Source organism: Cyanobacterium stanieri LEGE 03274 (genome assembly GCF_015207825.1).
In the GTDB taxonomy this organism is placed as follows: domain Bacteria; phylum Cyanobacteriota; class Cyanobacteriia; order Cyanobacteriales; family Cyanobacteriaceae; genus Cyanobacterium; species Cyanobacterium stanieri_B.
In genome coordinates this window covers 1-26,842 of the sequence record NZ_JADEWC010000007.1, presented here as the reverse complement: position 1 = coordinate 26,842, position 26,842 = coordinate 1, and the positions used below count along the sequence as shown (strand labels likewise).

The 26,842-nt window shown below is 38.0% G+C and carries 25 protein-coding genes; 17 read left to right on the top strand and 8 right to left on the bottom strand.

Features of this window, described 5'->3' with window-relative positions:
* Positions 1-37: 37 nt before the first annotated feature.
* Positions 38-862: a DUF1350 family protein gene (locus IQ215_RS04675; RefSeq protein ID WP_193800152.1), complete on the bottom strand. Its 825-nt coding sequence runs from the start codon at positions 860-862 to the stop codon at positions 38-40.
* Between the two features lie 191 nt (positions 863-1,053).
* Here IQ215_RS04675 and IQ215_RS04670 point away from each other — a divergent pair, with 191 nt between their 5' ends.
* The gene (locus IQ215_RS04670) at positions 1,054-1,872 is read left to right on the top strand and encodes a glycosyltransferase family 2 protein (protein WP_193800151.1); all 819 of its coding nucleotides are present in this window, start codon (positions 1,054-1,056) and stop codon (positions 1,870-1,872) included.
* Positions 1,873-1,985: 113 nt separating this feature from the next.
* Here the strand turns inward: IQ215_RS04670 and IQ215_RS04665 are convergent, their stop codons facing one another.
* Entirely contained in the window at positions 1,986-2,735 is a 750-nt protein-coding gene (locus tag IQ215_RS04665; RefSeq protein ID WP_193800150.1) for a hypothetical protein, read from the bottom strand.
* Between the two features lie 166 nt (positions 2,736-2,901).
* Here IQ215_RS04665 and nuoH point away from each other — a divergent pair, with 166 nt between their 5' ends.
* The 7 genes from nuoH (at position 2,902) to IQ215_RS04630 (ending at position 12,100) form a co-directional block, all read left to right on the top strand.
* The gene (nuoH, locus tag IQ215_RS04660; protein ID WP_193800149.1) at positions 2,902-4,020 is read left to right on the top strand and encodes an NADH-quinone oxidoreductase subunit NuoH; all 1,119 of its coding nucleotides are present in this window, start codon (positions 2,902-2,904) and stop codon (positions 4,018-4,020) included.
* 157 nt (positions 4,021-4,177) lie between these two features.
* A complete protein-coding gene (locus IQ215_RS04655) occupies positions 4,178-4,777 on the top strand; it encodes a GNAT family N-acetyltransferase (RefSeq protein ID WP_347239018.1) in 600 nt (199 codons plus the stop codon).
* 20 nt (positions 4,778-4,797) lie between these two features.
* Positions 4,798-5,253 carry a hypothetical protein gene (locus tag IQ215_RS04650; protein WP_193800148.1) on the top strand — a complete coding sequence of 152 codons (456 nt, stop codon included), beginning with the start codon at positions 4,798-4,800 and terminating at the stop codon, positions 5,251-5,253.
* 589 nt (positions 5,254-5,842) lie between these two features.
* Entirely contained in the window at positions 5,843-6,841 is a 999-nt protein-coding gene (locus IQ215_RS04645) for a Gfo/Idh/MocA family protein (protein WP_193800147.1), read from the top strand.
* Between the two features lie 144 nt (positions 6,842-6,985).
* The gene (purN, locus tag IQ215_RS04640; RefSeq protein WP_193800146.1) at positions 6,986-7,612 is read left to right on the top strand and encodes a phosphoribosylglycinamide formyltransferase; all 627 of its coding nucleotides are present in this window, start codon (positions 6,986-6,988) and stop codon (positions 7,610-7,612) included.
* Positions 7,613-7,621: 9 nt separating this feature from the next.
* Entirely contained in the window at positions 7,622-7,951 is a 330-nt protein-coding gene (locus IQ215_RS04635) for a DUF565 domain-containing protein (protein WP_193800145.1), read from the top strand.
* Between the two features lie 81 nt (positions 7,952-8,032).
* Complete coding sequence (locus IQ215_RS04630; protein WP_193800144.1) at positions 8,033-12,100, top strand: PAS domain S-box protein; 4,068 nt, start codon at positions 8,033-8,035, stop codon at positions 12,098-12,100.
* A 348-nt stretch (positions 12,101-12,448) separates the two neighbouring features.
* Here IQ215_RS04630 and IQ215_RS04625 read toward each other — a convergent pair whose 3' ends face one another.
* Positions 12,449-14,140 carry an alpha/beta hydrolase gene (locus IQ215_RS04625; RefSeq protein WP_206688511.1) on the bottom strand — a complete coding sequence of 564 codons (1,692 nt, stop codon included), beginning with the start codon at positions 14,138-14,140 and terminating at the stop codon, positions 12,449-12,451.
* 198 nt (positions 14,141-14,338) lie between these two features.
* Here IQ215_RS04625 and IQ215_RS04620 point away from each other — a divergent pair, with 198 nt between their 5' ends.
* From IQ215_RS04620 to IQ215_RS04610, 3 genes are read left to right on the top strand one after another with little or no spacing between them, the layout of a single operon-like run.
* Entirely contained in the window at positions 14,339-14,908 is a 570-nt protein-coding gene (locus tag IQ215_RS04620) for a sigma-70 family RNA polymerase sigma factor (RefSeq protein ID WP_193800143.1), read from the top strand.
* Complete coding sequence (locus IQ215_RS04615) at positions 14,905-15,273, top strand: hypothetical protein (protein ID WP_193800142.1); 369 nt, start codon at positions 14,905-14,907, stop codon at positions 15,271-15,273. Before IQ215_RS04620 ends, IQ215_RS04615 begins: the two co-directional genes overlap by 4 nt.
* A gap of 49 nt (positions 15,274-15,322) precedes the next feature.
* On the top strand, positions 15,323-15,826 hold the full coding sequence (locus tag IQ215_RS04610; protein WP_193800141.1) for a Spy/CpxP family protein refolding chaperone: 504 nt from the start codon (positions 15,323-15,325) through the stop codon (positions 15,824-15,826).
* Positions 15,827-15,934: 108 nt separating this feature from the next.
* Here the strand turns inward: IQ215_RS04610 and nadB are convergent, their stop codons facing one another.
* Entirely contained in the window at positions 15,935-17,602 is a 1,668-nt protein-coding gene (gene nadB / locus IQ215_RS04605; RefSeq protein WP_193800140.1) for an L-aspartate oxidase, read from the bottom strand.
* Between the two features lie 137 nt (positions 17,603-17,739).
* On the opposite strand from nadB, the gene IQ215_RS04600 reads away from it, so the two are divergent.
* From IQ215_RS04600 to IQ215_RS04585, 4 genes are all read left to right on the top strand, one after another.
* Positions 17,740-18,075: a hypothetical protein gene (locus tag IQ215_RS04600; protein ID WP_193800139.1), complete on the top strand. Its 336-nt coding sequence runs from the start codon at positions 17,740-17,742 to the stop codon at positions 18,073-18,075.
* Positions 18,076-18,200: 125 nt separating this feature from the next.
* Entirely contained in the window at positions 18,201-18,671 is a 471-nt protein-coding gene (locus tag IQ215_RS04595; protein ID WP_193800230.1) for a hypothetical protein, read from the top strand.
* A 259-nt stretch (positions 18,672-18,930) separates the two neighbouring features.
* Positions 18,931-19,389, top strand: coding sequence for a hypothetical protein (locus tag IQ215_RS04590; protein WP_193800138.1), 459 nt, complete (start codon positions 18,931-18,933; stop codon positions 19,387-19,389).
* A 57-nt stretch (positions 19,390-19,446) separates the two neighbouring features.
* The gene (locus IQ215_RS04585; RefSeq protein ID WP_193800137.1) at positions 19,447-21,006 is read left to right on the top strand and encodes a serine/threonine protein kinase; all 1,560 of its coding nucleotides are present in this window, start codon (positions 19,447-19,449) and stop codon (positions 21,004-21,006) included.
* A gap of 14 nt (positions 21,007-21,020) precedes the next feature.
* On the opposite strand, the gene IQ215_RS04580 is transcribed toward IQ215_RS04585, so the two are convergent.
* Positions 21,021-21,422: an acyl-CoA thioesterase gene (locus IQ215_RS04580; RefSeq protein ID WP_193800136.1), complete on the bottom strand. Its 402-nt coding sequence runs from the start codon at positions 21,420-21,422 to the stop codon at positions 21,021-21,023.
* Between the two features lie 298 nt (positions 21,423-21,720).
* On the opposite strand from IQ215_RS04580, the gene IQ215_RS04575 reads away from it, so the two are divergent.
* Complete coding sequence (locus IQ215_RS04575; RefSeq protein WP_193800135.1) at positions 21,721-22,977, top strand: Glu/Leu/Phe/Val family dehydrogenase; 1,257 nt, start codon at positions 21,721-21,723, stop codon at positions 22,975-22,977.
* A gap of 3 nt (positions 22,978-22,980) precedes the next feature.
* On the opposite strand, the gene IQ215_RS04570 is transcribed toward IQ215_RS04575, so the two are convergent.
* The 3 genes from IQ215_RS04570 to hemW form a co-directional block, all read right to left on the bottom strand.
* The gene (locus IQ215_RS04570; RefSeq protein WP_193800134.1) at positions 22,981-23,592 is read right to left on the bottom strand and encodes a hypothetical protein; all 612 of its coding nucleotides are present in this window, start codon (positions 23,590-23,592) and stop codon (positions 22,981-22,983) included.
* 46 nt (positions 23,593-23,638) lie between these two features.
* Entirely contained in the window at positions 23,639-24,853 is a 1,215-nt protein-coding gene (locus IQ215_RS04565) for a type II secretion system F family protein (RefSeq protein WP_193800133.1), read from the bottom strand.
* Positions 24,854-25,163: 310 nt separating this feature from the next.
* Positions 25,164-26,366 carry a radical SAM family heme chaperone HemW gene (hemW, locus tag IQ215_RS04560; protein WP_193800132.1) on the bottom strand — a complete coding sequence of 401 codons (1,203 nt, stop codon included), beginning with the start codon at positions 26,364-26,366 and terminating at the stop codon, positions 25,164-25,166.
* 156 nt (positions 26,367-26,522) lie between these two features.
* Between hemW and IQ215_RS04555 the strand changes: the two genes are divergently transcribed.
* On the top strand, positions 26,523-26,842 hold a 320-nt coding region (locus IQ215_RS04555), incomplete at its 3' end, for a hypothetical protein (RefSeq protein ID WP_193800131.1).

The following is a 26,842-nucleotide window of genomic DNA, read 5'->3' as shown; positions in this document are numbered from 1 at the left end:
AATTAAGGATTAAAAGTTAATTGAGATAATTTGACGATTAATTATTAGTAGAAACAGAATACTGGGCAGGATTTAACCACCGTGATACCTCTTTTTCTAGGCTGTAAATATCCTTAGAAAAACTTTGTTTCACCCATTGCCCAATGGCATCTAAAGGGGTAAAAACTTCACCGACTTCCCATTCAATATCTTGGGCTAGGGGGGTAAGATGATTTCCTTGTAGGGTTAGGGTAGAAATCATATTGGGAAAAAGATTTGTCAAAATCGGTTGTAATGTTAAAGTTTGATCAATGTTATCGTTGCTAAACTTAATTAATAGGTTACGGCGGGTTGTATAGTTTTCTTTGATAATATCTTTTGTTTCTTCAGGGGAAGGGGTAAATTCAAATTGTAGGTTAGGATCTATTTTCCAATTATTTTTTATATTATCGGTAATGGATGGGATAATTTGATCCATGAAAGGAATTGCTTTTTGTAAAGGATAATTATTAAAAGAAATCAGAATATTTCCGGCCCTTTCTACTTCAAATAAACTGCCAATTAATAAATGAAGTTTACAACCCATACTATGCCCCATACCATAAATCGGTAAATATTTTACGTCTAGGCCTGTGTTATTATCTAATTTTTGTAACAGATTTTCAAATTTATTTAATACATATAATGCGATATTTTTATGATCTAATGTATTAATAAAAGGAGTGGCTATGATTAAGTAACCTTGATATGCTAGTCTTTCTAATAACCAACGATAGGTTACATGGGGGGCGGTTGCCACAAAAGCACCACCGAGAAAGTGGATAATACCAATGGGTTGAGAAGGGGCTAATACCCAGTTACCATTTCTTTCTTGCCATTCCATGGAAATATATTGTATTTTTTGTTATTTTTTGCACTCATAACTATTATAATCACATTTAAAAGAGATTGTTTGCTAAATATTTTAATGGTGACTTTTTTTTTCATGTTTTCATGTGATGCTTAGTTACTATTATTTATTTAATTTTGTTTATTTTTTTGTTTTTATTAATTATTTTTTTTAGTTTAATTTAAATGTTTTCTATTTTTATTCTTACTTATAACGAAGAAATAGATATTGCTGATTGTATTAAATCTGCTTCTGAGTGTGACGATATTATCGTGGTTGACTCTTTTAGTAGTGATAAAACTATTGATATTGCTTCAAAATTTCCCGTCAGAATTGTTCAACATAGTTTTGAATCTCACGGTAAACAAAGAAATTGGATGTTAGAAAATATTGAAACTAAATATGATTGGGTATATTTATTGGAAGCTGATGAAAGGTTTACTCCTGAATTATTTAATGAGTGTTTAGAGGTTGTTAAAAGTTTGGAATATGTGGGTTATTATGTGGCGGAAAAAATGATTTTTTTGGGTACTTGGATTAAATATAGTAGTCAATATCCTCGTCATCAGATGCGTTTGTTTAAAAAAGATAAGGTTTCTTTTATTGATTTTGGCCATGCGGAAAGGGAAGTTTGTGATGGTAAGACGGGATATTTAAAAAATATTTATCCCCATTATACTTGTAGTAAGGGTTTAAGTCGTTGGTTAGAGAAACATAACCGTTATTCTACGGATGAGGCGATGGAAAATATTCGGCAACGGGAGGTAAATAAAACTATTCGTTGGCGAGATTTGTTTTTTGGAGAAACGGAAGTAATTCGTCGTCGTGCTTTGAAAGATTTATCTTTTAGGATTCCTTTTCGGCCTTTTTTTCGTTGGTTTTATATGTATTTTATTTTGAGGGGTTTTTTGGATGGTAAGGCAGGATTTGCTTGGTGTGTTTTACAGAGTTTTTATGAGTATTTTATTATTTTAAAGGTGGAGGAGTTGAAACAAAAGAATTAATATTTTTGGCGTTGGTGAATTGAGGTATGATTTTTAGTTTAGTTTGGCAATAGGGAATGGGCAATAGTAATAATATTTTTAACCTGCCACCTGCTTAAAAAAATTACGTAACATCAGTCGTTAATTATAATTTTATGATGATATTTTTGCGGAATATGGAGAGGTTTGTTATGGATTTGTGTAGGGGAGTAGTAGTTAATATTAGGATTAATTTGATTTATAAGATAATTTAATTTTTCAAGAATGATAGTGTCATTTTCGTTATTTTTCATGATTAATAAATAATCAATCATTTGTTGAATTTGATTAACATTTAACTTACCCGTATGCCAAAGACTGATGAGTTGATTTAAGCCGTATAATCTTTGCAGGGGAGATTCAGCGATGAGGTAATTAATATTTTGTTCAAAGGTTTCTGATTTGTGGTTTTTTTGCTGATAAAAATACCAACCTAACAAGGCAAATGTACCACTGCTGATTAATCCTTGCAGAAGGATAGCACTAGCCAACCAATGGCTATCGATTTCTAACCAAATTTTAGCACAAAGATAAAGGGCGATCGCCCCTAAACCTCCCCCTGCCACCGCAAAAGTAAAACGACGATGATGGGATGAAAAAAAACGAGAAAATATTTGAAAAAAAGAAAAAGAAACCCTCTGATAATTATAGATAAAAAAGAGAAGGGCGATCGCCCCTAAACTAGAAAAAATTAAACCCCTATCACCCACAACAATCATTAAACCAACCAAAAACCAACAGAGACGACGATAAATTTTTGGAGTATAACCCGCACTCAAGCCATGGGAATATTGAGAAAATAACCTACGAGAAAAATAAAAACTAGATCTTTTAACCTTCACCATAGAATAAAAAACAACAGTAACAACCCGTCTCCCTTCAAAATAATAATCCTAGCACTAATCCATACTCATCAAAACCTTTTTTTAGGCAAAAAAAGAGCAAACTTTGGTTCAATAACTAACTTTAATATAAAATGAAGTCCAGAAGCAAATAAATAAAACAAATAAAATGAACTCAGGAATCGATTTACAAGGAAGTTTTATAACCTCCCTCATCGACTTAGGATTACCCCCAGAGTTAGCCAAAACCCTGTGGATACCATTACCCCTAGTCTTAATGATTATCGGTGCAACCGTGGGAGTATTAGTAACCGTATGGTTAGAAAGAAAAATCTCCGCCGCTGCCCAACAAAGAATTGGCCCAGAATACGCAGGCCCCTTGGGCGTATTACAACCTGTCGCCGACGGTATTAAATTAGTTTTTAAAGAAGACATTACCCCAGCCAAAGCAGATCCATTATTATTTACCTTAGGCCCTGCAGTGGTAGTAATTCCCGTATTTTTATCATATTTAATTGTACCCTTCGGACAAAACCTCGTTATCACCGACTTAAACGTAGGCATCTTTATCTGGATTTCCCTTTCCAGTATTGCCCCCATCGGTTTACTAATGGCAGGTTACTCCTCCAACAACAAATACTCCCTATTAGGAGGTTTAAGGGCGGCCGCCCAATCCATCAGCTATGAAATTCCCCTTGCCCTAGCCGTCCTCGCCGTGGTAATGATGTCTAATAGTCTTAGTACCATTGACATTGTAGAACAACAATCAGGGTATGGTATCTTGGGATGGAATATTTGGCGCCAACCCGTAGGATTTCTTATCTTTTGGGTAGCCGCCCTAGCTGAATGTGAGCGCTTACCCTTCGACTTACCCGAAGCTGAAGAAGAATTAGTAGCAGGGTATCAAACCGAATACACAGGCATGAAATTCGCCCTCTTTTATGTAGGTTCTTATGTTAACCTCGTGTTATCAGCCCTAATTGTAGCTGTACTTTATTTAGGTGGTTGGGATTCCCCTATCCCCATCCAAAACCTTGCTAGTTGGTTAGGAGTCAGTGAAACAACCCCTTGGTTACAGGTAATTACCGCTTCCCTTGGTATCTCCATGACAGTATTAAAAGCATACTTTTTAGTATTTATTGCGGTATTATTACGTTGGACAGTACCTAGGGTAAGAATTGACCAACTTTTAGACTTAGGCTGGAAATTTTTACTTCCCGTAGCCTTAGTTAATTTACTACTTACTGCAGCCCTAAAACTTACCTTCCCCATTGCTTTTGGAGGATAAAAAATAAAATCTTGGGCGGACATTTGTTCGCCCCCATTAAATAAACCTAGATTTACTTAACTGGTGATAGCAAATAAAAATATTATTTATCAATTATCCATTCTCAAATATCAATTACTTTCCACTTTTTGATTAAATCCCCATTAAATAAAAGCTGGTGACATCATCATTATCATTTTCCCATCATAACCCCTCCTCATCTTCCCATCGCCCTTTAATTCGCCTTGCTACCTCCGAGGATATTTCTGAAATTGCCGAAGTGTTAACCCATAGTTTTCATCATTTTTCGCCATGGATGGCATGGCTATATCCCCTCATGAAAATGGGTATTGCCGAGGATTTGCGCGATCGCATTTATACGCATAACACAGAATATTACTGCTTAATTGCCACCCTAGAGGATAATAACAGCAAAAAAGAAAACATCGTCGGTACTGTAGAAATATCCTTCAGAAACCTTTATGGTAGTTGGAGTAAAAATAAAAAATGCCCCTACATCTCCAACCTTGCCGTAAAAAAAGAATTTCGTCGTCAAGGCATCGCCACCCAACTCTTGACAAAATGCGAAGAAATTGCCCAAAATTGGGGACATAATAACCTTTGTCTCCACGTCTTAGCAGAAAACACCACAGGGCAAACAGTCTATATGCAAAATGGTTATACCATAAAACAAGAAGAAACCAATCTTTATAGCCTATTTATCAAAAATAAACGTCGTCTCCTCCTACAAAAATCCTTTATCAATAAACCAAAATAACTAACCCCCATCCCCTTCCCATGAATCAAAGTAGCCAAAGTAATAATACTTATGATGACTTAGATAAATTTGTCCAAGAAAAACCCTTATTAATTATTAACCCTAAAAAGAAAAATGGTCTTATCCTAATTAAAAAATATTATGCCGAATTTGCAGGACCTGGCGCCATCGTCGGGGGTTTTTTTGACCAAGACTTAATAGATGTTATCCCCGTGGGTAAACTATCTTTATTTATACCTCAAAACAGTTCCGAAAGACAAAGGGCATATCTAATTAGAAGACAATGGGTAAAATTAATTCACCAAATTACCGCCAACCCAATACCCTGTGAAAGGGCGCAGGTTATCCTTAATCAATTTGAGCATTGGTTTGATTGTACAACCACCGAAAAACTACCCGATGAAGTATTTGGGCTTTTGGTGGGAGTATTGCCCGACACCATAAAAAAAGCTAGGGATTTAGTTAATCGTCTGTAAGGTTTTTGTTAATCTAGGGGATGCTTAATTAGGGCATAAAATAGAGTGAAATTATCCAAATTAAGTTAGTATTCAAAATATACCATTGTTTAATCATGGTATGAAAATATAATTGAATGACGCTAAAAAGTGAGAGAATATATCATCACCCACCTTGCCACCTTGCAATGAATTACAAGGCTAACAGTTTATAGTTCAATAAATTGAACTAATATGAAATAGAAAAAAGATTGCTATAAATATAATTAACTTCAGTGAGGGATAATTGTTTATGGAAAAAAATAGCCCTTTGAGTATTTCCCGCCTTGTAATGAATTACAAGGCTACGGATTTTTCGTTCAATGAATTGAACTTTTATGTTTGGAAATAAATGGATTCAGCGCCCATAAATCTATACAAGGAATGGTCAAGGGTTTTAACCTAAATTGAGGTTAATTGGGCTGGGATTTTATTTGTCGTAAACATTTAAGTATTTCATATAAGAGATATTTTGATTCACTGATTCAGTGAGAAATCCTTGTTGAAATTAAATAATATTTCATGTCATCATTAATGGAATAATTTCATAAAATTTTAATCTTAAACCGTGATGAGTCAATATAATATTGTCAAAACTCCTCTCAAAGTAGGTATTGTTGGCACAGGATACGCCGCCGCTAGACGGGCAGAAGCCTTTAACGCATCACCCCATACCCAATTGGTTGGGGTTAGTGGTAACACCCCTGAAAAAACCACTACTTTTGGCAATACTCATCATGTAAAAACCGTATCTAGTTGGCAAGATTTAATCAATGACAAGGAAATTGATTTAATTTGTGTGTCTAATGTCAACTCTCTCCATGGGCAAATTATCAAGGAAGCCCTATTGGCAGATAAACATATTATTGTGGAATATCCCTTAACTATTAATAGTAGTGAAGCCCCCGAGTTATTAAATTTAGCCAAAGTAAAAAGAAAATTACTTCATATTGAGCATATCGAACTTTTGGGGGGAGTGCATCAAGCTATTAAACAACATATTTTTAAAATTGGTAATCCTTTCCTTGCTAGTTATGAAACTATTTTGTCTAAGCCGAAGGTTGCCCCCCATTGGACTTATAATTATCATGATTATGGTTTCCCTCTAATTGCGGCACTTTCTCGCATTAATCGCTTTACGGATTTGTTTGGGGAGGTGGCAACTGTTAGTTGTAATGCTCGTTTTTGGGATGCGCCTGAGAGTGGTTATTTTTCGGCTTGTTGGTGTCAGGCACAATTGATGTTTAAAAATCAGGTGGGGGTAAATATTACTTATGGTAAGGGGGATAAGTTTGCCCGTAGTGGTAGGGTGTTGACTATTTATGGCGATGAGGGGGTTTTGTTGTTTGAGGGGGAAAAGGGTAAGTTAATTCAGGGGGATAAGGTAACGGATTTGGAGGTGGGCAGTCGTCGGGGTTTGTTTACCCAAGATACGGAATTAATTTTAGAACATTTATTAAATGATGCTCCTATTTATACGACTAATCGCCATAGTGTTTATACTTTGCAGGTGGCAAATGCTGCCCTTGAGTCTTATAAGAGTAAGCAAACCTTATCGATAAGTAATTAACCTCCCTTGGGGATAATGGCTGTCAGTATTATTAGGTTTTAGGTGACAGGTTAGAGTTTATTAATTGTCCATTGTCCATTGTTGTTCATCTTGCCAAAGTTTGAGATAATCTAGGGTGGACTTTAGTTATTGATTAGCTGATAAATGAGCGCAATTATTTCTCCCGATGTTAGTGTTGAGCAGTTAAAATCTGATATTCCTGTTAGTTTGGGGGTGATGGCTTCGGGTAGTGGTAGTAACTTCGAGGCGATCGCCCGTGGTATCATCAATGGAGAATTAAATGCTAAAATCAAAGTCCTCATTTATAATAATCCTGATGCTAAAGTTAAGGAAAAGGCAGAAAAATTAGGCATCAAAGCGGTATTATTAAATCATCGAGATTTTAAAACCCGTGAAGAATTAGATCAAGCCATTGTAGAAGTATTCCAAAATCATGGGGTAGAATGGGTGGTAATGGCAGGATGGATGCGGATTATTACCAATGTATTGTTAGATGCTTTTCCCCGTAAAGTGATTAATATTCACCCTAGTTTATTACCTAGTTTTAAAGGTATCAATGCCGTTGAACAAGCACTCAAGGCAAAGGTAAAAATTACGGGTTGTACTGTGCATTTAGTAGATTTGGCGGTGGATAGTGGCCCGATTCTCATTCAATCTGCCGTACCTATTCTTGATGATGATACCCCCGAAACCCTACATCAACGGATTCAAGTCCAAGAACATCTTATCATGGTAAGGGCGATCGCCCTCCTGCCCCATCTAAAAAGTTAATTAACCATCATGCAAGACACAAGACTAAACATCTTACTCACAGGCATAGTCAATCAAACCGTCAACTTTTTTCGTAATCCATGGCGCCGACTATCCCTGAATATCATTGGTTTTTTACTAGGCTTTTTTCTGGCTTCGGCCATTTCTTCCATTGCCGGGCAAGCCGCGCGCTGGGATGTCACCTTTGCTTTTTTCTTCCTTATTTTTACCGAAGGTTCAAATATAATCATTTATAAAAATCGAAACCCCAATAAACCCCTATGGCGCACCACCCTCAACGCCCTTAAAATCGGATTTGCCTATGGTTTATATCTCGAAGCCCTTAAACTGGGATCTTAATTTTGATTAAAATTGGCTAATATGAAGTAATAAATTATTAGCCTAACTTTTTCTCGCCAACCATCACCTACCATGGCGATAATGAATCCCAAACCTTCAACCTCCACCAAAAAAAGTTCCCCTTTTTCCCTCCGTTGGGTTTTAATCGTCCCCTTTGTAGTACAAATCGTTACCACAGTAGGAGTAATCAGTTATTTATCTTATCGCACAGGGCAAAACACCGTTGAAAGTCTTGCTGATAGACTGTTACAGGAAACGAGCGATCGCACCTTAGAGCATTTAGATAATTATCTAGGAAAAGCAGAGCAAGTCAACGGAATAAATGTTAGAGCATTTCAAACAGGAATCATCAACCTAGAAAACGATCAAAATAACCTACATAAATATTTTTACAGTAAAATCAGAGAATTTAACCTCGGTTACATCAACTTTGCCGACTTAGAAGGAAATTATATCGGAGTAGGTTACGGACATCACCAACAAACAAACCTCGAAGTAGCCATTATTGACAAGGAAAATCCTGACCAAAAAATATATTACCACGTAGATAATCAAGGAAACCTCATCAGTATAGCCGAAGTCAAAGAAAATTCTGCCTCCCCCAACCCTTGGTATCAACAAACCCCTACCTCCCAACTTCCCCGATGGAGTCAAATATACCGCTGGAATAGTGAAAATGCTTTCCCCCCCATTCTTGCCATCTCCCACGCCACCCCCGTTTATGACAGCAATAATAATTTAATCGGCACCCTATCCATTGACTTACAATTAGAACAAATTAACAACTTTTTACAAAAACTTAATTTTGAAGAAGGTAGTATCAATTTTGTTATCGACACCCAAGGATTAATGATTGGTAGTTGTCGTCAAAACTTTCTCGGGGGTGTTATCAACAACCATAGCCAAAGAATATCCGCCCTCGATTGTGAAAACCCCATGGTAGCCCAAGTTACCCAAAGCCTTAAAAATGAATATGAAGATTTAAATAACATCAACAGCGAAAAAATTATCAAACTCTCCACCAATGAAGATTCGATGTATGTCAAAGTAACCCCCTATGAAAATAGGGAAGGCATCCATTGGCTAATTATCAGTATCATCCCTGAATCTTTATTCACCGAGCAAATTAGAAGTAACCTTAATACTACCTTTTTCCTGAGCGCCCTAAGTGTCTTATTTTCTGCCTCTATGGGTTGGTTTGTGGCAAAAAAAATAGCCAAACCCATTCGACAATTAAGTAAATCAACCACCGAAATTGCCCAAGGTAACTGGCAAGGGGAAATTATTAATTATCAACCGAGCAAAATTAAAGAGCTTGATATTCTATATTCTTGCTTCATGAAAATGGCACAACAGCTACAAGTCTCTTTTGCCCAAAAAGAAAAAGCCCTGAATGAGTATCAAAAAATGTATGAGCAAGTGATTAAAACTCAAAGTGATTTTGTCTTGCGCTCTTTGGCTGATACGACAATCATTTTTGCTAATCCTGCTTTGTGTGATGCTTTAGGATGTACTTTAGCACAGATACAGGGTAAGTCGTGGGCTGATTTGGCCAATCCTGATGATTTGCCAGAAATCCTTGAGCAAATTAATAATTTAAGCCCTGAGAATCCTACTTTTGTCACGGAAAAACATAATTATCAAGAAAATGGAGGGCAGGGGTGGACGCAATGGATTAATCAAGGTATTTTTGATCAACAGGGAAATCTAGTGGAAATTCAATCTGTAGGTAGGGATATTACGCAGTTGAAACAGAAGGAGTTGGAGTTACAGGCTTCCCAAAAAAGATTGGCTTCTATTTTAAATAATGCCCCCCTGGAAATATGTGTTAATGATTTGGATGGGCGTATTTTAATTGTTAATGATTCTTTTGCTAATACCCTCGAGAAAAAACCTGCTGAGGTGGTGGGTAAGACTTATGAGGAACTTTTTTCTCCCCAAGAAGCTCAAATGATTCGTAAGTGCGATCGCACTGTATATGAAACAGGGCAACCGATGGTTTTTGAAGAGGAATTTACCATTAACAATCAAGTTAAAACCCTGCTAGTGACTAATTTTTTGATCCCTAATGAAGAAGGAGTTTATAATCATTTATGTGGTATGTCCTTTGATATAAGCGATCGTAAAAAAATAGAAAAAGCCCTAGAAGAAAGCAACACCAGATTTCGTCGCCTCACCCGTAATGTACCTGGCATCGTGTATCAATACATCATTGATAAAGAAGGCAATGATCGTTTTACCTATATTAGCCCCAAATCAAGGGAAATTTATCACCTCGAACCAGAAGACATCCTCCAAGATAGTGCCATCCTTTGGCAAAAAGTTCACCCCGATGATTTACCCTCCCTCATCACCGCTGTCAATGAGTCAGCCCAAAACCTTAAGCCCTTTAATTCAGAGCATCGCATCATTTTGTCCAATCACGTCATAAAATGGGTTCAAGCCACCGCAGCACCCGAAAAAATGCCCAATGGAGACATTATTTGGGATGGGTTGATTAGGGATATAAGTAAGCAAAAAAATGCCGAGCAAAAGTTGCGTAAAAGTGAGTTGCGATTTCGTCGTTTGAGTGAGAATGTGCCTGGGATTATTTATCAATATTTATTAACTCCTGAAGGGAAAGATAAGTTTATTTATGTGAGTCCAAAATGTCAACAAATTTGCGGTATTGAACCCGATAAATTATTAAAATCTAGTTTATTTTTATGGGAAAGAGTTTTCCCCGATGATATTATTTCCATTAGACAAAAAATTGTTCAATCAGCACAGTTTTTAACTCCTTTCTATGCGGAATTTAGGATTAAAAAAGATATTGATACGGAAGAATGGCAATGGTATGAAGCCTGTTCATTACCCGAAAAACAAAGTAATGGAAATATATTATGGGAAGGCTTTTTAATTGATATAACTACCCGTAAAAGAGCAGAAATTTCCCTGAAAAAAGCCAAGGAAAAAGCAGAAAAAGCCACCAGAACAAAAAGTGAGTTTTTAGCCAATATGAGCCATGAAATTCGTACTCCAATGAATGGGGTAATTGGCATGATAAAATTACTAGAAGATACTCCCTTATCGGAGCAACAATTAGACTTTGTCCACACCATCCGTGATAGTGGAGAAACCCTATTAACTATCATTAATGATATTCTTGATTTTTCTAAAATTGAATCGGGTAATTTTACTTTAAATAAAGAGATTTTTAGTTTAGCTAATGTCATTAAATCCATTGCTAAATTGTTTGAGCAACAGTTACAAGATAAGGGTATTCGTTTTGTGTATCATATTCCTGAAGATTTACCCCCTTTTATTTATGGTGATTCTTCCCGTTTACGACAGATTTTACTTAATTTGATTGGTAATGCCATTAAGTTTACCGAAAAAGGACAGGTTTCCTTTTCCCTTAATCATCAAAAAATTACCGACAATCATGATGAGATTCTTTTCTCCATTGAGGATACAGGTATTGGTATTAAGGGCGATCGCATTTACCAACTATTCCAACCCTTTACCCAAGCCGACAACTCCATAAGCCGACGCTACGGAGGCACAGGATTAGGATTAAGCATCAGTAAAAATCTGGTACAACTTATGGGAGGACAAATTTGGGCTCAAAGCCATGGCAGAATAGCAGGAAATCCCCCCCCACAATGGCAACCCCAGCGCACCATAGAAGAATCCCAAGGGGCTACCTTTTACTTTACTATTTTTGCCGAAATCCCCATCAATGCTCCTTCATCCCGTCTCCATAACCAAGAGAATTCCCCCGCCCCCATGGATGCACCCCCCTTAAAAATTTTATTAGCCGAAGATAACTTAGTTAATCAAAAAGTCGCCCTCCTCACCCTCAAGAAACTTGGTTATCAAGCCGATGTAGCTAAAAACGGAGTGGAAGTATTAGAAAAAATAGAAGATACTCCCTATGATGTGATTCTCATGGATGTACAAATGCCCGAAATGGATGGTTTAACGGCCACCAAAATGATACGCAGTCGCCACAACCTACCTCAACCCTACATTATCGCTCTCACCGCCAACGCCCTAGAGGGTGATAATCAAGTTTGCTTTGATGCAGGAATGAATGACTACATTTCTAAACCTCTACGTATAGAAGCCCTTCAAAAAGCACTTAATCATAACCTCAATTCGGGATAATAGTTGTGAGTATGGGAGATGAGGAGTAGGGGGGATGGGAGTGAGAATAGTTTATATTAAATTCGTAAATCAACATATACCTTAGTTCAATTTATTGAACGATAAACTGTTAGCCTTGTAATTTATTGCAAGGCAAATAATGATATATTTTCAAAATCGAATTTTGTATTAGGTACTAGGTCATAATTTGTCCATTGTCCATGGTGAATTCTTCACACCTTTAAAAAGCTAAAAATGTTATTCCTAACTCTATTGACATATAGTTTTTGTCAACTTCTTAACCTGACACCTTATACCCGATACCTGACACCTTTTTTACAAGACTATAAATTTGATCCCTAACTCAGATTAATCATTACTAAAAATAATGTCAAAATTATTATCAACAAATCGTCGATAAACTTCCCTTAATGCAGGAATAGATTCTTCATCCACCAAATAGGTTTTAAACTCTTGCCCTTGACTTAAATATTGTGCATATCCAGCCTCAAGATAAGGAGCATAATTATCATTATCTCTTATGTGTACCTCGAAAAACGCCAACATCATCGAATGGGTATATTCATTTAAAAGCACAGGGGAAGGCAGAGTTAAATTAGTAACAGTGTTTAATAAATCACTGATACCCGCATCTAGTTGAGAAAAATCAACGTGGGCTTGTCCTTCTTGTAGTTGTAAATAAACATTATTGATGTCTAAGAGAGGATGGGTTTGGGCTAATTCAAACACAAAAGGGGTGGCGGGATCGTAACTTCCTGCCGCAATGAATAAAGGTGTATCTAAATTATTCAATCCCTTTGGCCCTAAAATACCTCCATTGACGGGATTCATGGCAAAAACAGCTTTTATCCTCTCATCTCTAAATTGATAGTCTTCTTGGGGCAGTTGTAAGGCTCTACATTGTAAAATCAGAGCGGTATTAAGATTACCTACATCTAGGCTACAACGTTCCCTCAGTCTTGGCCAATCCAAGGTTGCACCCCCCACAGTTAGGGCAGTATAACCACCAAAGGAATGACCAAAAATGCCAACATTTTCTAAATCTAAGTTACCCCGCCACCTAGTTTGATTTAAAAGTTCTAGTTCATCAAGGGTGTGGGTAATGTCGAGGGGGCGATCAATAAATTCTTCCCTAACAAATAATTCTCCTGTGTATCCTTTGATAAAATCTTCTGTTTGTTGAATGTCACTGCCGATGTGTTGGGGCATAATTACAAAGTAGCCGTAGGAGGCTAGATGCTCTGCTCTGGCCTGGAAGTCTTCGGGACGAGAGCTAAGACCATGGGAAATGACCACTACGGGGGTATTTTCGACTGTTTGGGTGGGGTAATATATTTCGGCATAATAGCTTCTATTGCGGGATTCGTCTTCTAGGGTGATGGTTTCTTGAGCGAAGGGGGTGTTTCCCTGTTTACGAATATCGGGAAGGTTGTTGTAGTTGATTCCTAATGATTGACGACTTTGAATTTCTGCTTGTCGAATGACTTCTTGTTCATAAATGGCACTGCCTTCGAGGACGGTTTCTACTTGTTGGGTGTAGCGTAGGATGCGCTGAATGTCGATTTCTACATCTACGGCGAGGTTTCTGAGGATGTTAATGAGTTTTAAGCCTTCGGGTTGTAGGGCGGATGTGATTAATGCTCCACGGATGAGATATTTGCCGTTACTTCCTCCTTTGACGTTGATGACGCTACCGAAGTAGCTTAGTAATCTTTCGGCTTCTTCGGTGTTGAGGGAGCGCGAAAGCAAGACGGGATCTACTGTTACGGGGGTTGTGAGGGCTTCTCTGAATAGTTGTTTTTGTTGTTCATCTACCCCTGCTAAGTTGAGATAGGTTTGTAGGTTACGGTTTACTTCTCCTGTTTCGGCGAATAGTTCTAGGGATTCTACTTTTAGGGTAAGGCTTAAGGGGTTATAGATGAATGAAATGTTACGGGCGATCGCCTCTTGTTTGCTTACCATTTCTGCAATACCAGTGGTGGTTAAAGTTGCGATCGCACTTAGGGCAAGGGCTGTAATTCTTCTAGTGGCAAATATCATGATAAATTATTTTTTTTATTACATACTAAGGGATATGGGCTTGGAGAAGATTGATAGAATTAGAATAGTAACCGTTGCCCATGGTTAATATTTCCGATTTTTATTTTTAATTGTCCATTATAAATTGTCAATTATTTCTTGAACCTTTTTTAAAACCCTTGTGTCTAAAATGGTGAGTCAATTAAAAAACAAAAATTTATGACAGTGTTAGCGGATGATCATACCAAAATCACCGATTCTGAATTAATTCAGAGGTGTCAAATGGGGGACGAGAATTCTTTTCGTCTCATTTATCAACGTTACCGACATAAAGTTAGGGCAACCCTGTTCAAACTGTGCGGTCAAGAAATACTCGATGATTTAACCCAAGAGGTTTTTTTCAAGGCGTGGAAAGCCCTACCAAAACTAAGGGAGTCGAATTATTTTTCTACTTGGTTATACCGCATTTGTTGGAATGTTGCTTGCGATCGCCGCCGACAACTCGCCAGAATCCGTAGAGACAAAAAAACTCTTTATCAATATGCCCCAGAAATTATCTCAGACCAAGGAGAATTGCTGCACATCCACTATCAAGAAATAGTACAACAAGGGTTAGAAAGTCTCAAAATGGATCATCGTGTGGTTTTAGTATTACACGACTTAGAGGACTTACCCCAAAAAGAAATCGCTGAGATATTATCGATTCCTTTGGGTACGGTAAAATCAAGATTGTTTAATGCTCGTAAAGCCATGCGTAAATTTTTAGAACATCAGGGAGTGAAAATATGACTGAATTTTTTAATAACCATTCTTCCGATGATGAAGAGCTTGTGGACTTTCTTAAAAACTATTGTCCCTCAACACCTTCTCAATGTTCCAACCATGAAGAGCGATTATTTCAGGAAATCCGCCAAGAAAAAAGATCCCATCATCAAAAGAAATCTGCCCTATTTTGGGTTATTCCCACGGGCTTAATCACGGGATTACTAATTTTTTGGGGAACATCCACATCTCAAAAATTTACTCCCCAACTAGCACAAGAAGTAACTGAACTAGAAGACTTTATCTTTGAGGTTTGGTCTTATTCAGCAATGGATCAGAATCAAGAGGCTAATCCTGATTCTGAGTACGTTACCTTTGGTAACGAATTTTAAAACGTAACATACCAATCAGATTACACCACCAATGAGGTAAAAAATGATTATGAAGAACAATATTCGCCATTTATTCGCCCTAACGATGCTTCTAACCTTCACAGGGGGTGCAAGGGCGATCGCCCTTGATGCAGACATCATCAGCCTTGAAAACACCCTTAACGAAACCATAGAACTAGCCCAAGGGAAAGAGGAAAACAAAAGATGGGGAGCTAAAAAAGAAGGTCAAAGTCGTCTTATCCAACAACTAAACCTCACCCCCGAGCAACAACAACAAATGTTAGAAATCAAAAATAGATACGAACCACGCATGACGAACCTTCGACAAGAGATTCGCACCGAACGTCAAGAACTTAGAACCATGATGAACAACAACGAATCCACCGAAGCCATTCGAGCCAAAAATCAAACCATCTCTAACCTTACTCAACAAATGCGGGAACTAGGTTTTGAAACCATGTTAGAAATGCGCGAAGTTCTCACCCCCGCACAAAGGGAAGAACTAAGTCAAATCATGAACCAAAGAAGGTCAAGTAACCGCCCCAATCGGTAAGTTTTAACTTCTGATACTAAATCAGTGAATCAAAATATACCTTAGTTCAATTTATTGAACGATAAATTATTAGCCGTGTAATGAACTACACGGTGGGGCAAGTGCGAACTAGAAAATCACATTTTCTGACCACCAGTTATGGTGTTTGATGAGGGTGTGACATTCCCACTTTTCTTGGGTTTCTGGATAGTCAAGGCGATAATGCCCCCCTCGGCTTTCGGTGCGAAATAGGGCAGATTGGACAATGAGATAACCTATTTCTAAGAGGTTGAGGGTTTCGGCACTGAGTTTTAATTGTTGCTCTACTATGGGAGATTCTAAGTTATAGGAGTTTTTTGGCTTAAGGTTTTTGAGAAATTGACCTATTTTTAGACCATCTATTTCATTTTGCCATTGTTGGATAAGGGCGATCGCCCCTTGTAACATATCATGACGACGACAAATCCCCGCCACCTCCCAAACTAAAAGAGGTAATTCCTTACGAATTTTATTAATTACCGTCATTTCATCCTGCCAACCATCACCCTGTAAAGGATGAATATGGCCATCTAAAGAAGGATAAACCGTTGCCCCCACATCCAAATCCTTGAGAGTTTCCCCAAACACTAAACACTCTAAAAGAGAATTACTCGCCAAACGATTTGCCCCATGTACCCCCGTGTTAGCAGTTTCACCGATGGCGTATAAACCCTCAATGGAAGTTTTATTATGTAAATCCACCGCAATTCCCCCCATCCAATAATGGGCGGCAGGGGAAACGGGAATCGGCTCGGAAAATACATCAATGCCCCAATCTTGACACCTTTTAATGATGTTGGGAAAACGATACTCTAAGCGAGGGCGAGGAATCGGGCGTAAATCGAGAAAAACATTATCTAACGCTGGATTAGGACTAATTTTGTGTAAATGATTATAAATAGCACGACTAACCACATCACGGGGGGCCAATTCCCCCTTAGGATGATAATCGAAAGTAAATCTTTTGCCCTCCCTATCAATTAGGTGCGCTCCTTCCCCCCTCACAGCCTCACTGATGAGAAAACGGGGAGCATTTTCCTTTTTTAAAGCCGTAGGATGAAACTGCACAAATTCTAAGTTGCGCAACAGCGCACCGCTACGCCATGCCAAGGCGACTCCATCCCCCGTGCTTACCTTGGGGTTAGTGGTTTGAGCGAAGACTTGCCCCCCGCCTCCCGTGGCAAGAATAACGGCTTTTGCCCCCAACCAACTAATTTTGTTTTTATGTAATAAACAAAGGCCCTGACACTTTTCCTTTTCTTCGTCTAACCATAAATCTAGGGCGTAGGCTTGTTCATAAACGGAAATATTTTCACTTTCCATGGCTCTTTGCCTTAAAATGGATACGATTGCCCTACCTGTGGTATCTGCCGCATGGAGTACCCGAGGAAAAGAATGGGCCGCCTCCAATGTCATGGCTAATTGATCATTGTGACGATCAAATTCTACTCCCATTTCTAATAACGAGCGAATAGAGGTTACCGCATTTTCCACTAAATATTTTACCGCAGTGCGATCGCACAGTCCCGCCCCAGCCTTTAAAGTATCCTCTAAATGTAGTACAGGTGAATCATTAGGGGCGATCGCAGCAGCAATACCCCCTTGCGCCCAATCACTAGCACCCTTTTTTAACTTATCCTTAGTGATTAAACCAATGCGTAAAGTTGTAGGGAGTTTTAAGGCCGCATATAAACCAGCAGCCCCCGAGCCTACAATGATAACATCAAAATGATCGGGAAAACGAGGAATAGAATTCAAGGCTTTATAAAATTAAATCGGGGCGAAATAGTTATGTTTGCTCATTTTAGCTAATCAAGGTAACCTTTGCCATTGTTTTTTTGATTTACCCTTACAATAAAAGAAAGAACCATCAAAGATTGGAGATATAAAAACCTATGGCCGAATCAGAAAATATATTCCAAAAAGCCCTTTATTTAGGCATCGGTATCGCAGGATATGCCGCCGAAAAAGCAGGAGATACCCTTCAAGAATTGAAACAACAAACCGATAAAATAATTAATAATCCCAACTTTCCCCAAGAATTACAAAAAATAGCCGATGACATGGTAAGTAAAGGGAAAATTACCACCGAAGAAGCTAGAAAATTTGTTGATGAAACCATTCAACAAGCCAAAGAAAAACAACAAAAGAATACCAATTCTCAGGACTCATCATCTACCCAACCTCGCACCATTGAAATTATTACTGACGATGACGACAACGATAATTAAAAGAACCCTTGCAACACTCCAATAACCACCATAAAATCAATTATTATCCTCCAAAAATAAAACTTAATTTTTAATATTTTAAGAGGTTTAATAACCAACATTATTACCACTACTCATTATAATTCATGGATAATTGGGAAGAACAATTAATTAACTGGTTAAATCAAACAGAAAATAACTTTAATAATTTTTGTGACGAAATTACTCAAGAATTAGAAAAAACGGCTACCAACACAGAATTATTTATTGATAATATAACCAAAGAAATAGAACAGAATATCCCCCCTCAAATCGAAGAATTTTTGTTGCAAATAGATGATTTTTTTGAACAATCTATGATCTTTTTGAGTGAAGAAATATTATCCCACATATTAGAGGACTTTCCCCCTTCCCCTCCATCAGAAGATGACCTAGAAAACCATGGTAGTATCATCTGGTTTGATGAAGAAAAAGTGAATCCCGATCATAATTTTCATCCTGCTTGTATGGGCTGTAAAAACTATCATGGTCGTAGATATAATGGTAATCTCTTAGTTTGTGGCATTCACCCCTACGGATGGAGGGATGAGAATTGCCCTGATTGGCAGGAAGATTAATCAACTATTGTTCATAAAAAAATATATTTTCTCCCATAGAAAAAAGTATTGATCACTACTTAGGAAATTAACCAAAACCATGTATAATAACACTAAATATTTAGTTGTATAAGCTATTTTAGTAATAATTTCTACCAAGGAGAAATAATAAAACTTAAAATTAAGATGTTAATTGTCTATTAATAAAAAATAAAATAAGTCATTAGTTTATCAATTTATTATCTCCCTATAAACTCCTTTATTTTTACAAAACATATTAATGAGTCACACTTTTTTATTACAACCGAGTAGCTGGATTATTAAGGGAAATGTAACGGATAAAAATCAAATTATTACTCCATTTAAAGGGGCTACCATCATTGCCTGGGATCAAAGTAGTTGGTTTACCATGAAAACTAAGTTGGTGTTTGAGAATAATCATTCTTCTTCAGAAAATGCCCATAATTTAGAGTTTGAATATAAAGGATTTTTACCTAATAATAAATATAGTTACAGTTACGTTTTAAAAAGAAGTGATTTCGATAAAATAGAAGGTGAAGGATGGATTACGAAAAGTTCTATTATTCAACGTTATTGGATTTTAGGTGATAGTCGTCGTCGTAGCGTACTTGAAACCATGTTTCAGTTGGATGAAGACAATTATCATTTCTCTAGCACCATGATAGCGGGTAACAATATGGTTAATGTGACAGAAGGCGTTTTTGAGCGTCATGGATAAAACTAGATAGTATAGGTCAAAATATAAGTACAACAAGATTTGATGGACAATTAAATCATGAGTTTAGGGAAAGGCAAACAAAATAGTAATCAGCGTATATTAGCAGATCGTTATCAATTAGTCGAGTTAATCGGCAGCGGTGCGATGGGGCAAGTATATCGTGGTGAAGATAAACTGCTTGGCGGTGTGGTGGTGGCGGTTAAGTTTTTGTCTCAAACCCTGCTCAATGACAAAATGCGTCATCGATTTGAGAGGGAGGCGACTATCAGTGCCCTTTTAGGGGAAAAAAGTATTCACATCATTAGGGTAAGGGATTATGGTGTTGATGAAAATGAAGTTCCCTATTATGTGATGGAGTTTTTGGAGGGAGAAAGTTTAAGTCAGGTAATTAAGTTTCAGCCTTTGCCCCTTAAACGTTTTCTTTATTTGAGCCGTCAAATCTGTGTGGGTATGGATGCGGCCCATAGTGGCATTATGCTTAAGGGGGAATTGTGTCAGGTGGTGCATCGAGACATTAAACCCAGTAATGTATTGGTAATGCAAGATCCTACTTTGGGCGAATTGGTGAAAATTTTGGATTTTGGGATTGCTAAGTTGGTTCAAGCTAATGCGACTCAAACCCATTCTTTTATGGGTACTTTGGCTTATTGTTCCCCTGAACAAATGGAGGGTAAAGAGTTGGACAATCGCTCTGATATTTATAGTTTAGGGGTGATGATGTATGAAATGCTTACCCTTGAGATGCCTATTCTACCTGAGTCTTCTTCCTTTGGGGCATGGTATAAAGCCCACCATGATTTTCGGCCTCGTCCTTTTGATTCCCATTTACAAATTCCCCAAGATTTGAAAGATGTGATTATGAAGTGTATGGAAAAATCCCGTGATAATCGCCCTCAAACGGTGGCGGAAATTTTACGGGTGATTGAGGGTTTAGAAAAGACGACTAAATCTAGTCGTGATACCGATCGCATGACGGCTTTTAGTGGTCAAAAAACCATTGTGGCTGATACCTATGATTCTGAGCATGTTACCGCTAGGGGCGATCGCACCGAAGTTGCCCCCAAAATGGATTTAAGTGCCACTACCATATCAAAAAATCTCACTTGGCCGAATAATAAACCCATTCAAAAAATCGTTTTTCCGAAGGTGATAATTAGCTCAGGGCAAACCTTTCCTAGTCTTTGGGTAATGATTGAAAAAGATGATATTCTCAGCCGTATTAAGGATATGAGATACAACCAATTTCTTTTCCTCAACTCTCCCCATCCGATGATACTTTGGATTACAGTGATTTATAATCCCCATCGTGGCCCCCGTTGGTTACCCTGTTACCTAGACTTAAAATCCCAAACCTCCCGTCAGGTAACCGCCGCCCTTGCGAAAACTGGTAGTTATAAAATACTCTTTTTTGCGGTGGAAGAGCCTGGAATGTGTCAACATGTCACTGGTTCAACCATTGCGGCTAATCAGTGTAAAATTATGGTTGAATGGTTAGAAAATAGTAAAAACTTACCCAATAAAGGGGATGCAAGAATGAGTAAGCAAAGGTTGAGGGATGAGTTTAACAAGTTAAAACCTGTGATTCTTTCTAAACTAAAAAATAGCTATAAATCTTAAGGAGATAATGGGTATTAATCATCATTTATTTTTCCAAACCTTAAATAAAAAGGTAGAGATTGAGTTTTTCTGGTTTGGGGGTTAATACAGACATGGCGAGTTTTGCCCGTGGCTACTTTTTGATCTTCTTTCTCAATGGTATATTCAATTTCAAAGGCTTTTGAGTTAAGGGCAATGAATTTTAAATATACTTGAATGGTATCTCCACAAAATAGAGGGCTAAAAAAATCGATTTCCCCATGAACAATGGGAATCGCCATGGTAGGGTTTTGAAAAAAACCGTGTAAATCTATCTCTAAACTTTCTAAATAAGCCTCGTAAGCCTCATGGCACATAGAAAGAAGTTGGGCAAAATAAACCACCCCCGCACTATCGGTGTCAGCAAAGTGAATTTTTCTATCATAAATAAATGTCATTATCTTTTAAGCTCTAAAATGGTTACAGAACAATTGACAATTAACAATGGACAATAAATGACCTAGTACCTAATACTAAATCCGATTTTGAAAATATATCATTATTTGCCTTGCAATAAATTACAAGGCTAACAGTTTATCGTTCAATAAATTGAACTAAGGAATATTTTGCGGATTTAATATAAACTATTATCTCCCCTACTCCTCATCACCTTAATACCTGCAACCTGTACGGACGTACTATGGTACGTCCCCTACCATACTGACAAATCCCAAACTGAGGTTACAATATCAAGATATGTCTAATTCTTTATTTGCCGATGCCAATATTAGGCTAGAAAGGGCTTTAAAATATGTTTCTATTTCTCCTTCCACAGAGGAAAAGTTACAGTATCCTAAATCGAGTTTAGCGGTATCGATTCCCGTGAGAATGGATGATGGCTCTTTAAAAGTTTATCAGGGTTATCGAGTTATTTACAATGATAGTCGAGGCCCTGGCAAAGGGGGTGTCCGTTATCATCCTTCCGTTAATCTTGATGAGGTGCAATCCCTTGCTTTTTGGATGATGTTTAAATGTGCGGTGTTAAATCTTCCTTTTGGGGGTGCTAAGGGGGGTATTTGTGTTAATCCTCAGGAGTTATCAAAGGGCGAGTTAGAAAGGCTTTCTAAAAATTATATCGGTGCGATCGCCGATTATATCGGTACAGATAAAGATATTTTAGCCCCCGATGTTTATACTAATGAAATGATTATGGGTTGGATGGTGGAAGCATATAACAACATCACCAGAAAAATAAGTTTGGGAGTTGTTACAGGAAAACCTTTAACCATGGGAGGAAGCGAGGGGAGAAGCACCGCTACGGCTACGGGAGCATTTCATGTTATTCAAACTATTTTGCCCAAATTTGACCAAAAACCAGCAGAAACTACCGTGGCAGTACAAGGTTTTGGTAATGCGGGAGCGCACATAGCCGAATTATTATATAACAGTGGATATAAGGTAGTGGCGGTGAGTGATTCGAGGGGGGGGATTTATTGTGGAGATGGCTTAGATATTCCTAGCATCCGTGAGTATAAGGAAAATAATAGCACCGTGAAGGATGTTTATTGTCAGGAAACGGTATGTGATTTGAGGGAAAATGATGTAATTACCAATGAGGAGTTATTAAGTTTAGATGTAGATGTTTTGATTCCTGCAGCCCTTGAAAACCAAATCACGGAAGATAATGCGGGGGAGATTCAAGGGAAATTTATTTTTGAAGTAGCTAATGGCCCAATTTCCTCTGCGGCGGATTTAATTTTAGAGCAAAAAGGTATTCAGGTAATTCCCGATATTTTAGTTAATGCTGGGGGAGTTACTGTTAGTCATTTAGAATGGGTACAAAACCGTAATGGGATGTATTGGAATTTAGAAAAAGTACAACAACATCTCAAGGAAGGAATGGAGAGGGAAACGGAAGTAATTTGGCAACTTGCCCGAGAATATGAGGTTTCCATGCGTACTGCTGCTTATATTCATGGCCTTCAACGTCTTAATGATGCCATGGGGTTTTGATGATTAATTATCTATGCTACTACTCAAGGATTTTAGTTCAGGGTTATGGGCGATCGCCTCTACGGTATTATAAAGAATATAAGGTAAACCAGAAGCCTTTAAACCCTTCAAAATACGAGCATTAGTATGAGGAAAAACCACAAAAATAGGGTGAATTTTTTCCGCCCTATCACTAAACATATGATCATTTGTCTGGGGCATAATCCATTCATACTCATGGGCTAAAGCCGTTTGAGCATTGCGCCAACGTAACAAAAGATCAGAAAAATCCTCCTGGGGGCGATGGATAAAAACCAAAATTTCTACCCCCATCTTAATCTTCCATTCAGGATCGCACATTAACACCGCAATATCACAGGGAATTGATACCATTTCATCCACCGCCATAGAATTCATCCCCGAAGGAACATAAGAACGAGATCCCATGGAGGATGTACCATTAACATGGCGTACTTTTGCTAAAGGTAAAGGAATAGTAATTAAACTGTCACTAGGACGGCGCATACTCGGCACCATGGCTAAATATTCCCGATACTGACTCAATAAAGCTAAAATTCGTTCTTTATCAGTATAATCAGCCAAAGCTGTTTCGTAATCAGATTGATTTATAGACATTAATTAAAATTCACATTCAACGGTGGACAATAGTTTTTTTTGAGGTTTAAGCGATTTGATCGAAGATAGAGAACATTGGTAAATACATAGATAACAAAATTGTACCAACCATCCCCGCAATACCGACCATCATTAAAGGCTCAATTACACTGGTGAGGGCTTTAATGGCTTGTTCCACCTCATCTTCGTAGAAATCAGCCACCTTCATCATCATGGCATCTAATTCCCCCGTTTCTTCCCCAATGCTCATCATTTGTACCGCCATGGCAGGGAAAACATTTTTAGACTCAATGGCCGTACTTAACATACCCCCTTCCAACACAGAATTTTTAGCCGCCCCGATGGCGTTACCAATTACCCTATTACCGATGGTTTCTTCCACAATTTCCAAACATTGTAAAATCGGTACTCCAGAGCGGGTAAGAGTCCCAAAAACTCGACAAAAACGAGCTACCGCACTCTTTTGGTTTAAATCGCCAAAAATGGGCAGTTTAAGGGCAATGGTATCAATTTGTAGTCTTCCCGCTGGGGTTTTGTAATATTGTTTAAAACCAAATACAGCACCGATAATCACCAACACAGGAATAACGGCGGCAGGGCTACGTAAAAAGCCACTCAGATTAACCATAAATTGAGTTAGAGCAGGTAATTCGGCTCCTAATTGGTCAAAAATGCCTGAAAATACGGGAATCAGAAAAATGGTCATTCCTAAAAAGGCAATGACAGCGAATAAACCCACAGTAACAGGGTAAGCCATGGCCGATTTAACTTGGTTTTGAAGTCTTGCCACATCTTCTAGTAACTTTGCTAGTCGATTCATTACCTCATCTAAAACCCCCCCAATTTCCCCTGCTTCTACCATGGAAACGTAGAGTTGATCGAAACAATCGGGATGTTTTGCTAGGGCTTCTGATAGATTTGTACCCTGTTGTACATCTTCGTTAATGGCACTGAGGGCTTTTTTAAATTTGGGGTTAGAAGATTGCTCGGCTAATACGGATAAGGCCCTAACAATGGCCACCCCTGCGTTAACCAATACGGCAAACTGACGAGAAAAAATAGCTTTGTCTTTGATACTAACTTTACTCAGCGCCGCTTCTATACTGGCTAAGTCAAAGTCCATTCCTGCTTTTTTTATTTTGCCAATGGCGGCAAATCTTTTTCTTAAAATTCTTCTTGCTTCATCGGCGGATTCGGCGGTAACTTTTTCTTGTAATATATTTCCTGATTTGTCTTTTACTTGAGCGATAAAAGTAGCCATGATTTCACCCTCTATTTACTCAATGATAATCGCTATTCCTATATTGTGACATTATTTCATAGCTTCGGTGTCTTTAAATTGAGGGGGAAACAAATCGTTAATATTAACCTGAGTTCGGGATAACATTTTCTGGGATTGGCAGGGAATGGGCAACAGGCAAAAAATAATAATTGTTTATGATCAATTGTTACAGGGCGGATAATAGTAAACCTTACACGGTATCACACTGTAATTAAGCAACATCATACCTCCAACCTACACCCCAAAACTTGTGATACTCATAACCCGTTATCCCCAATTGAGGTTAATATTATTCAAATTCCATGAATAAGTCACTTAGCACGGAGTTGGAATAGAGAAAGCCTTGGGGGTCAGATAGTTTTAAGTTTGTTTTATCTTGGGATAAAATGACTAATTTTTTTGTGATATATGGTTGAAGGGTGTGAAGAATTTTGTTAACGGTTTCTTGTCCAAATTTTTGTCTAATAAGGCTTAGATTGATTCCTTCTTTTAGTCGTAGCCCTAACATGAGGGTATCTAATAATTCTTCGGTTATGGTGGTTATTTCTGAGTCAATTTTTCCTTTATTTTTGATGAATTCTTGGACAAATTGGAAGTATTCTTGACGGGTGCGAGGGCGACTAAATCTTTGTTTTTGGGTATAACTGGCCGCACCCATGCCAAAACCGTAGTAGGGTTGATTGTGCCAATAGACGAGGTTATGGCGACATTGATAGCCTTTTTGGGCGTAGTTGGAGATTTCGTAGTGGGTATATCCGTTTTCTGGGAGAAGATGGGAGGCGAGGCGATACATTTGGGCGGTGGTTTCGTCTTGGGGGAGGGGGTTATCTCCTGCTTGATATTTTTTGCCAAAAACTGTGCCTGATTCTAATACTAAGTCGTAGCAGGATAGATGTTTGGGTTTAAGGGCGATCGCCCTTAGGAGGGAATCTTGCCAATGGGTGATGGTTTGATGGGGTAATCCTGAAATTAAATCCAGACTCCAATTATCGATACCCACTTGATGGATATGTTCTACTGCTTGATAAATATCTGGCACACGGTGCGATCGTCCACATTCTTGCAATAGTTGATCGTTAAATGATTGTACCCCCAAACTAACACGATTTACCCCCAATTTTTGATAATGTTTTAATTGTTCTATGGTAAAGGTAGCTGGATCAATTTCCATGGAAATTTCAATGTTAGGGGCAAAGGAAAATTTATTTTCTAGGGTGACTAAAATTTTTTCTAACCCTTCTAGGGCAAGTAAGGAAGGAGTACCACCCCCAAAAAAAATGGTTGCTAAGGGAGTGGATTTTGCCTGATTTATGGTTTCGATTTCTTGACATAAAAAATTCACGTATTCTTGTTGCCATGGGGAATATTTCCCCCCTGCATTGTTACCCAACACCGTAATGGGAAAATCACAATAAAAACATCGACGACGACAAAAAGGAATATGGATGTAAGCTGAAGCTATGGACAGTGAACAATCATCGATTTTAGTCATCTCAATGTAATATCTTTAATATTATTATTTTTTACTCTATTTTATTGTTAGTGGAACTTTTTAAGGGTTTGTCAATTCTGTCTAGTAACCTTTATCATGGGGCAGAATCAAAATATTTTTTTATACATTTGTCATTTTCCTACAACCATTAACATTATGATTTCATATCGATTATTGCCAAAAAATATTCATCTACTTTTTCCCCTTTGTACTATGCTATTTTTAGTGGGAAATCATCAAAAGGCGATCGCCCAACAAATCCAAGTCATTGGCGTATCCCCTCACAATCAAACCCCCGAAAACAATCCTCTTTTAGAATCAAACTATTCTATTCCCCCCCTTCCCAGTCAAACTCCTCCCACCGACACCATCACCATTAACGGTAATCCTACCCCCAATCGACCTTCTATCCCTGCAAATATCCAAGGAATTGGCTCTACTCAAAGTTTACCATCACCCCCGCCCTTATCCGAGCC

What these genes read in the sequence shown, in the direction of transcription:
- IQ215_RS04675 (WP_193800152.1), bottom strand. Translation starts at nt 862, where the DNA reads ATGGAATGGCAAGAAAGAAATGGTAACTGGGTATTAGCCCCTTCTCAA.
- IQ215_RS04670 (WP_193800151.1), top strand. Translation starts at nt 1,054, where the DNA reads ATGTTTTCTATTTTTATTCTTACTTATAACGAAGAAATAGATATTGCT.
- IQ215_RS04665 (WP_193800150.1), bottom strand. Translation starts at nt 2,735, where the DNA reads ATGGTGAAGGTTAAAAGATCTAGTTTTTATTTTTCTCGTAGGTTATTT.
- nuoH (WP_193800149.1), top strand. Translation starts at nt 2,902, where the DNA reads ATGAACTCAGGAATCGATTTACAAGGAAGTTTTATAACCTCCCTCATC.
- IQ215_RS04650 (WP_193800148.1), top strand. Translation starts at nt 4,798, where the DNA reads ATGAATCAAAGTAGCCAAAGTAATAATACTTATGATGACTTAGATAAA.
- IQ215_RS04645 (WP_193800147.1), top strand. Translation starts at nt 5,843, where the DNA reads ATGAGTCAATATAATATTGTCAAAACTCCTCTCAAAGTAGGTATTGTT.
- purN (WP_193800146.1), top strand. Translation starts at nt 6,986, where the DNA reads ATGAGCGCAATTATTTCTCCCGATGTTAGTGTTGAGCAGTTAAAATCT.
- IQ215_RS04635 (WP_193800145.1), top strand. Translation starts at nt 7,622, where the DNA reads ATGCAAGACACAAGACTAAACATCTTACTCACAGGCATAGTCAATCAA.
- IQ215_RS04630 (WP_193800144.1), top strand. Translation starts at nt 8,033, where the DNA reads ATGAATCCCAAACCTTCAACCTCCACCAAAAAAAGTTCCCCTTTTTCC.
- IQ215_RS04625 (WP_206688511.1), bottom strand. Translation starts at nt 14,140, where the DNA reads ATGATATTTGCCACTAGAAGAATTACAGCCCTTGCCCTAAGTGCGATC.
- IQ215_RS04620 (WP_193800143.1), top strand. Translation starts at nt 14,339, where the DNA reads ATGACAGTGTTAGCGGATGATCATACCAAAATCACCGATTCTGAATTA.
- IQ215_RS04615 (WP_193800142.1), top strand. Translation starts at nt 14,905, where the DNA reads ATGACTGAATTTTTTAATAACCATTCTTCCGATGATGAAGAGCTTGTG.
- IQ215_RS04610 (WP_193800141.1), top strand. Translation starts at nt 15,323, where the DNA reads ATGAAGAACAATATTCGCCATTTATTCGCCCTAACGATGCTTCTAACC.
- IQ215_RS04600 (WP_193800139.1), top strand. Translation starts at nt 17,740, where the DNA reads ATGGCCGAATCAGAAAATATATTCCAAAAAGCCCTTTATTTAGGCATC.
- IQ215_RS04595 (WP_193800230.1), top strand. Translation starts at nt 18,201, where the DNA reads ATGGATAATTGGGAAGAACAATTAATTAACTGGTTAAATCAAACAGAA.
- IQ215_RS04590 (WP_193800138.1), top strand. Translation starts at nt 18,931, where the DNA reads ATGAGTCACACTTTTTTATTACAACCGAGTAGCTGGATTATTAAGGGA.
- IQ215_RS04585 (WP_193800137.1), top strand. Translation starts at nt 19,447, where the DNA reads ATGAGTTTAGGGAAAGGCAAACAAAATAGTAATCAGCGTATATTAGCA.
- IQ215_RS04580 (WP_193800136.1), bottom strand. Translation starts at nt 21,422, where the DNA reads ATGACATTTATTTATGATAGAAAAATTCACTTTGCTGACACCGATAGT.
- IQ215_RS04575 (WP_193800135.1), top strand. Translation starts at nt 21,721, where the DNA reads ATGTCTAATTCTTTATTTGCCGATGCCAATATTAGGCTAGAAAGGGCT.
- IQ215_RS04570 (WP_193800134.1), bottom strand. Translation starts at nt 23,592, where the DNA reads ATGTCTATAAATCAATCTGATTACGAAACAGCTTTGGCTGATTATACT.
- IQ215_RS04565 (WP_193800133.1), bottom strand. Translation starts at nt 24,853, where the DNA reads ATGGCTACTTTTATCGCTCAAGTAAAAGACAAATCAGGAAATATATTA.
- hemW (WP_193800132.1), bottom strand. Translation starts at nt 26,366, where the DNA reads ATGACTAAAATCGATGATTGTTCACTGTCCATAGCTTCAGCTTACATC.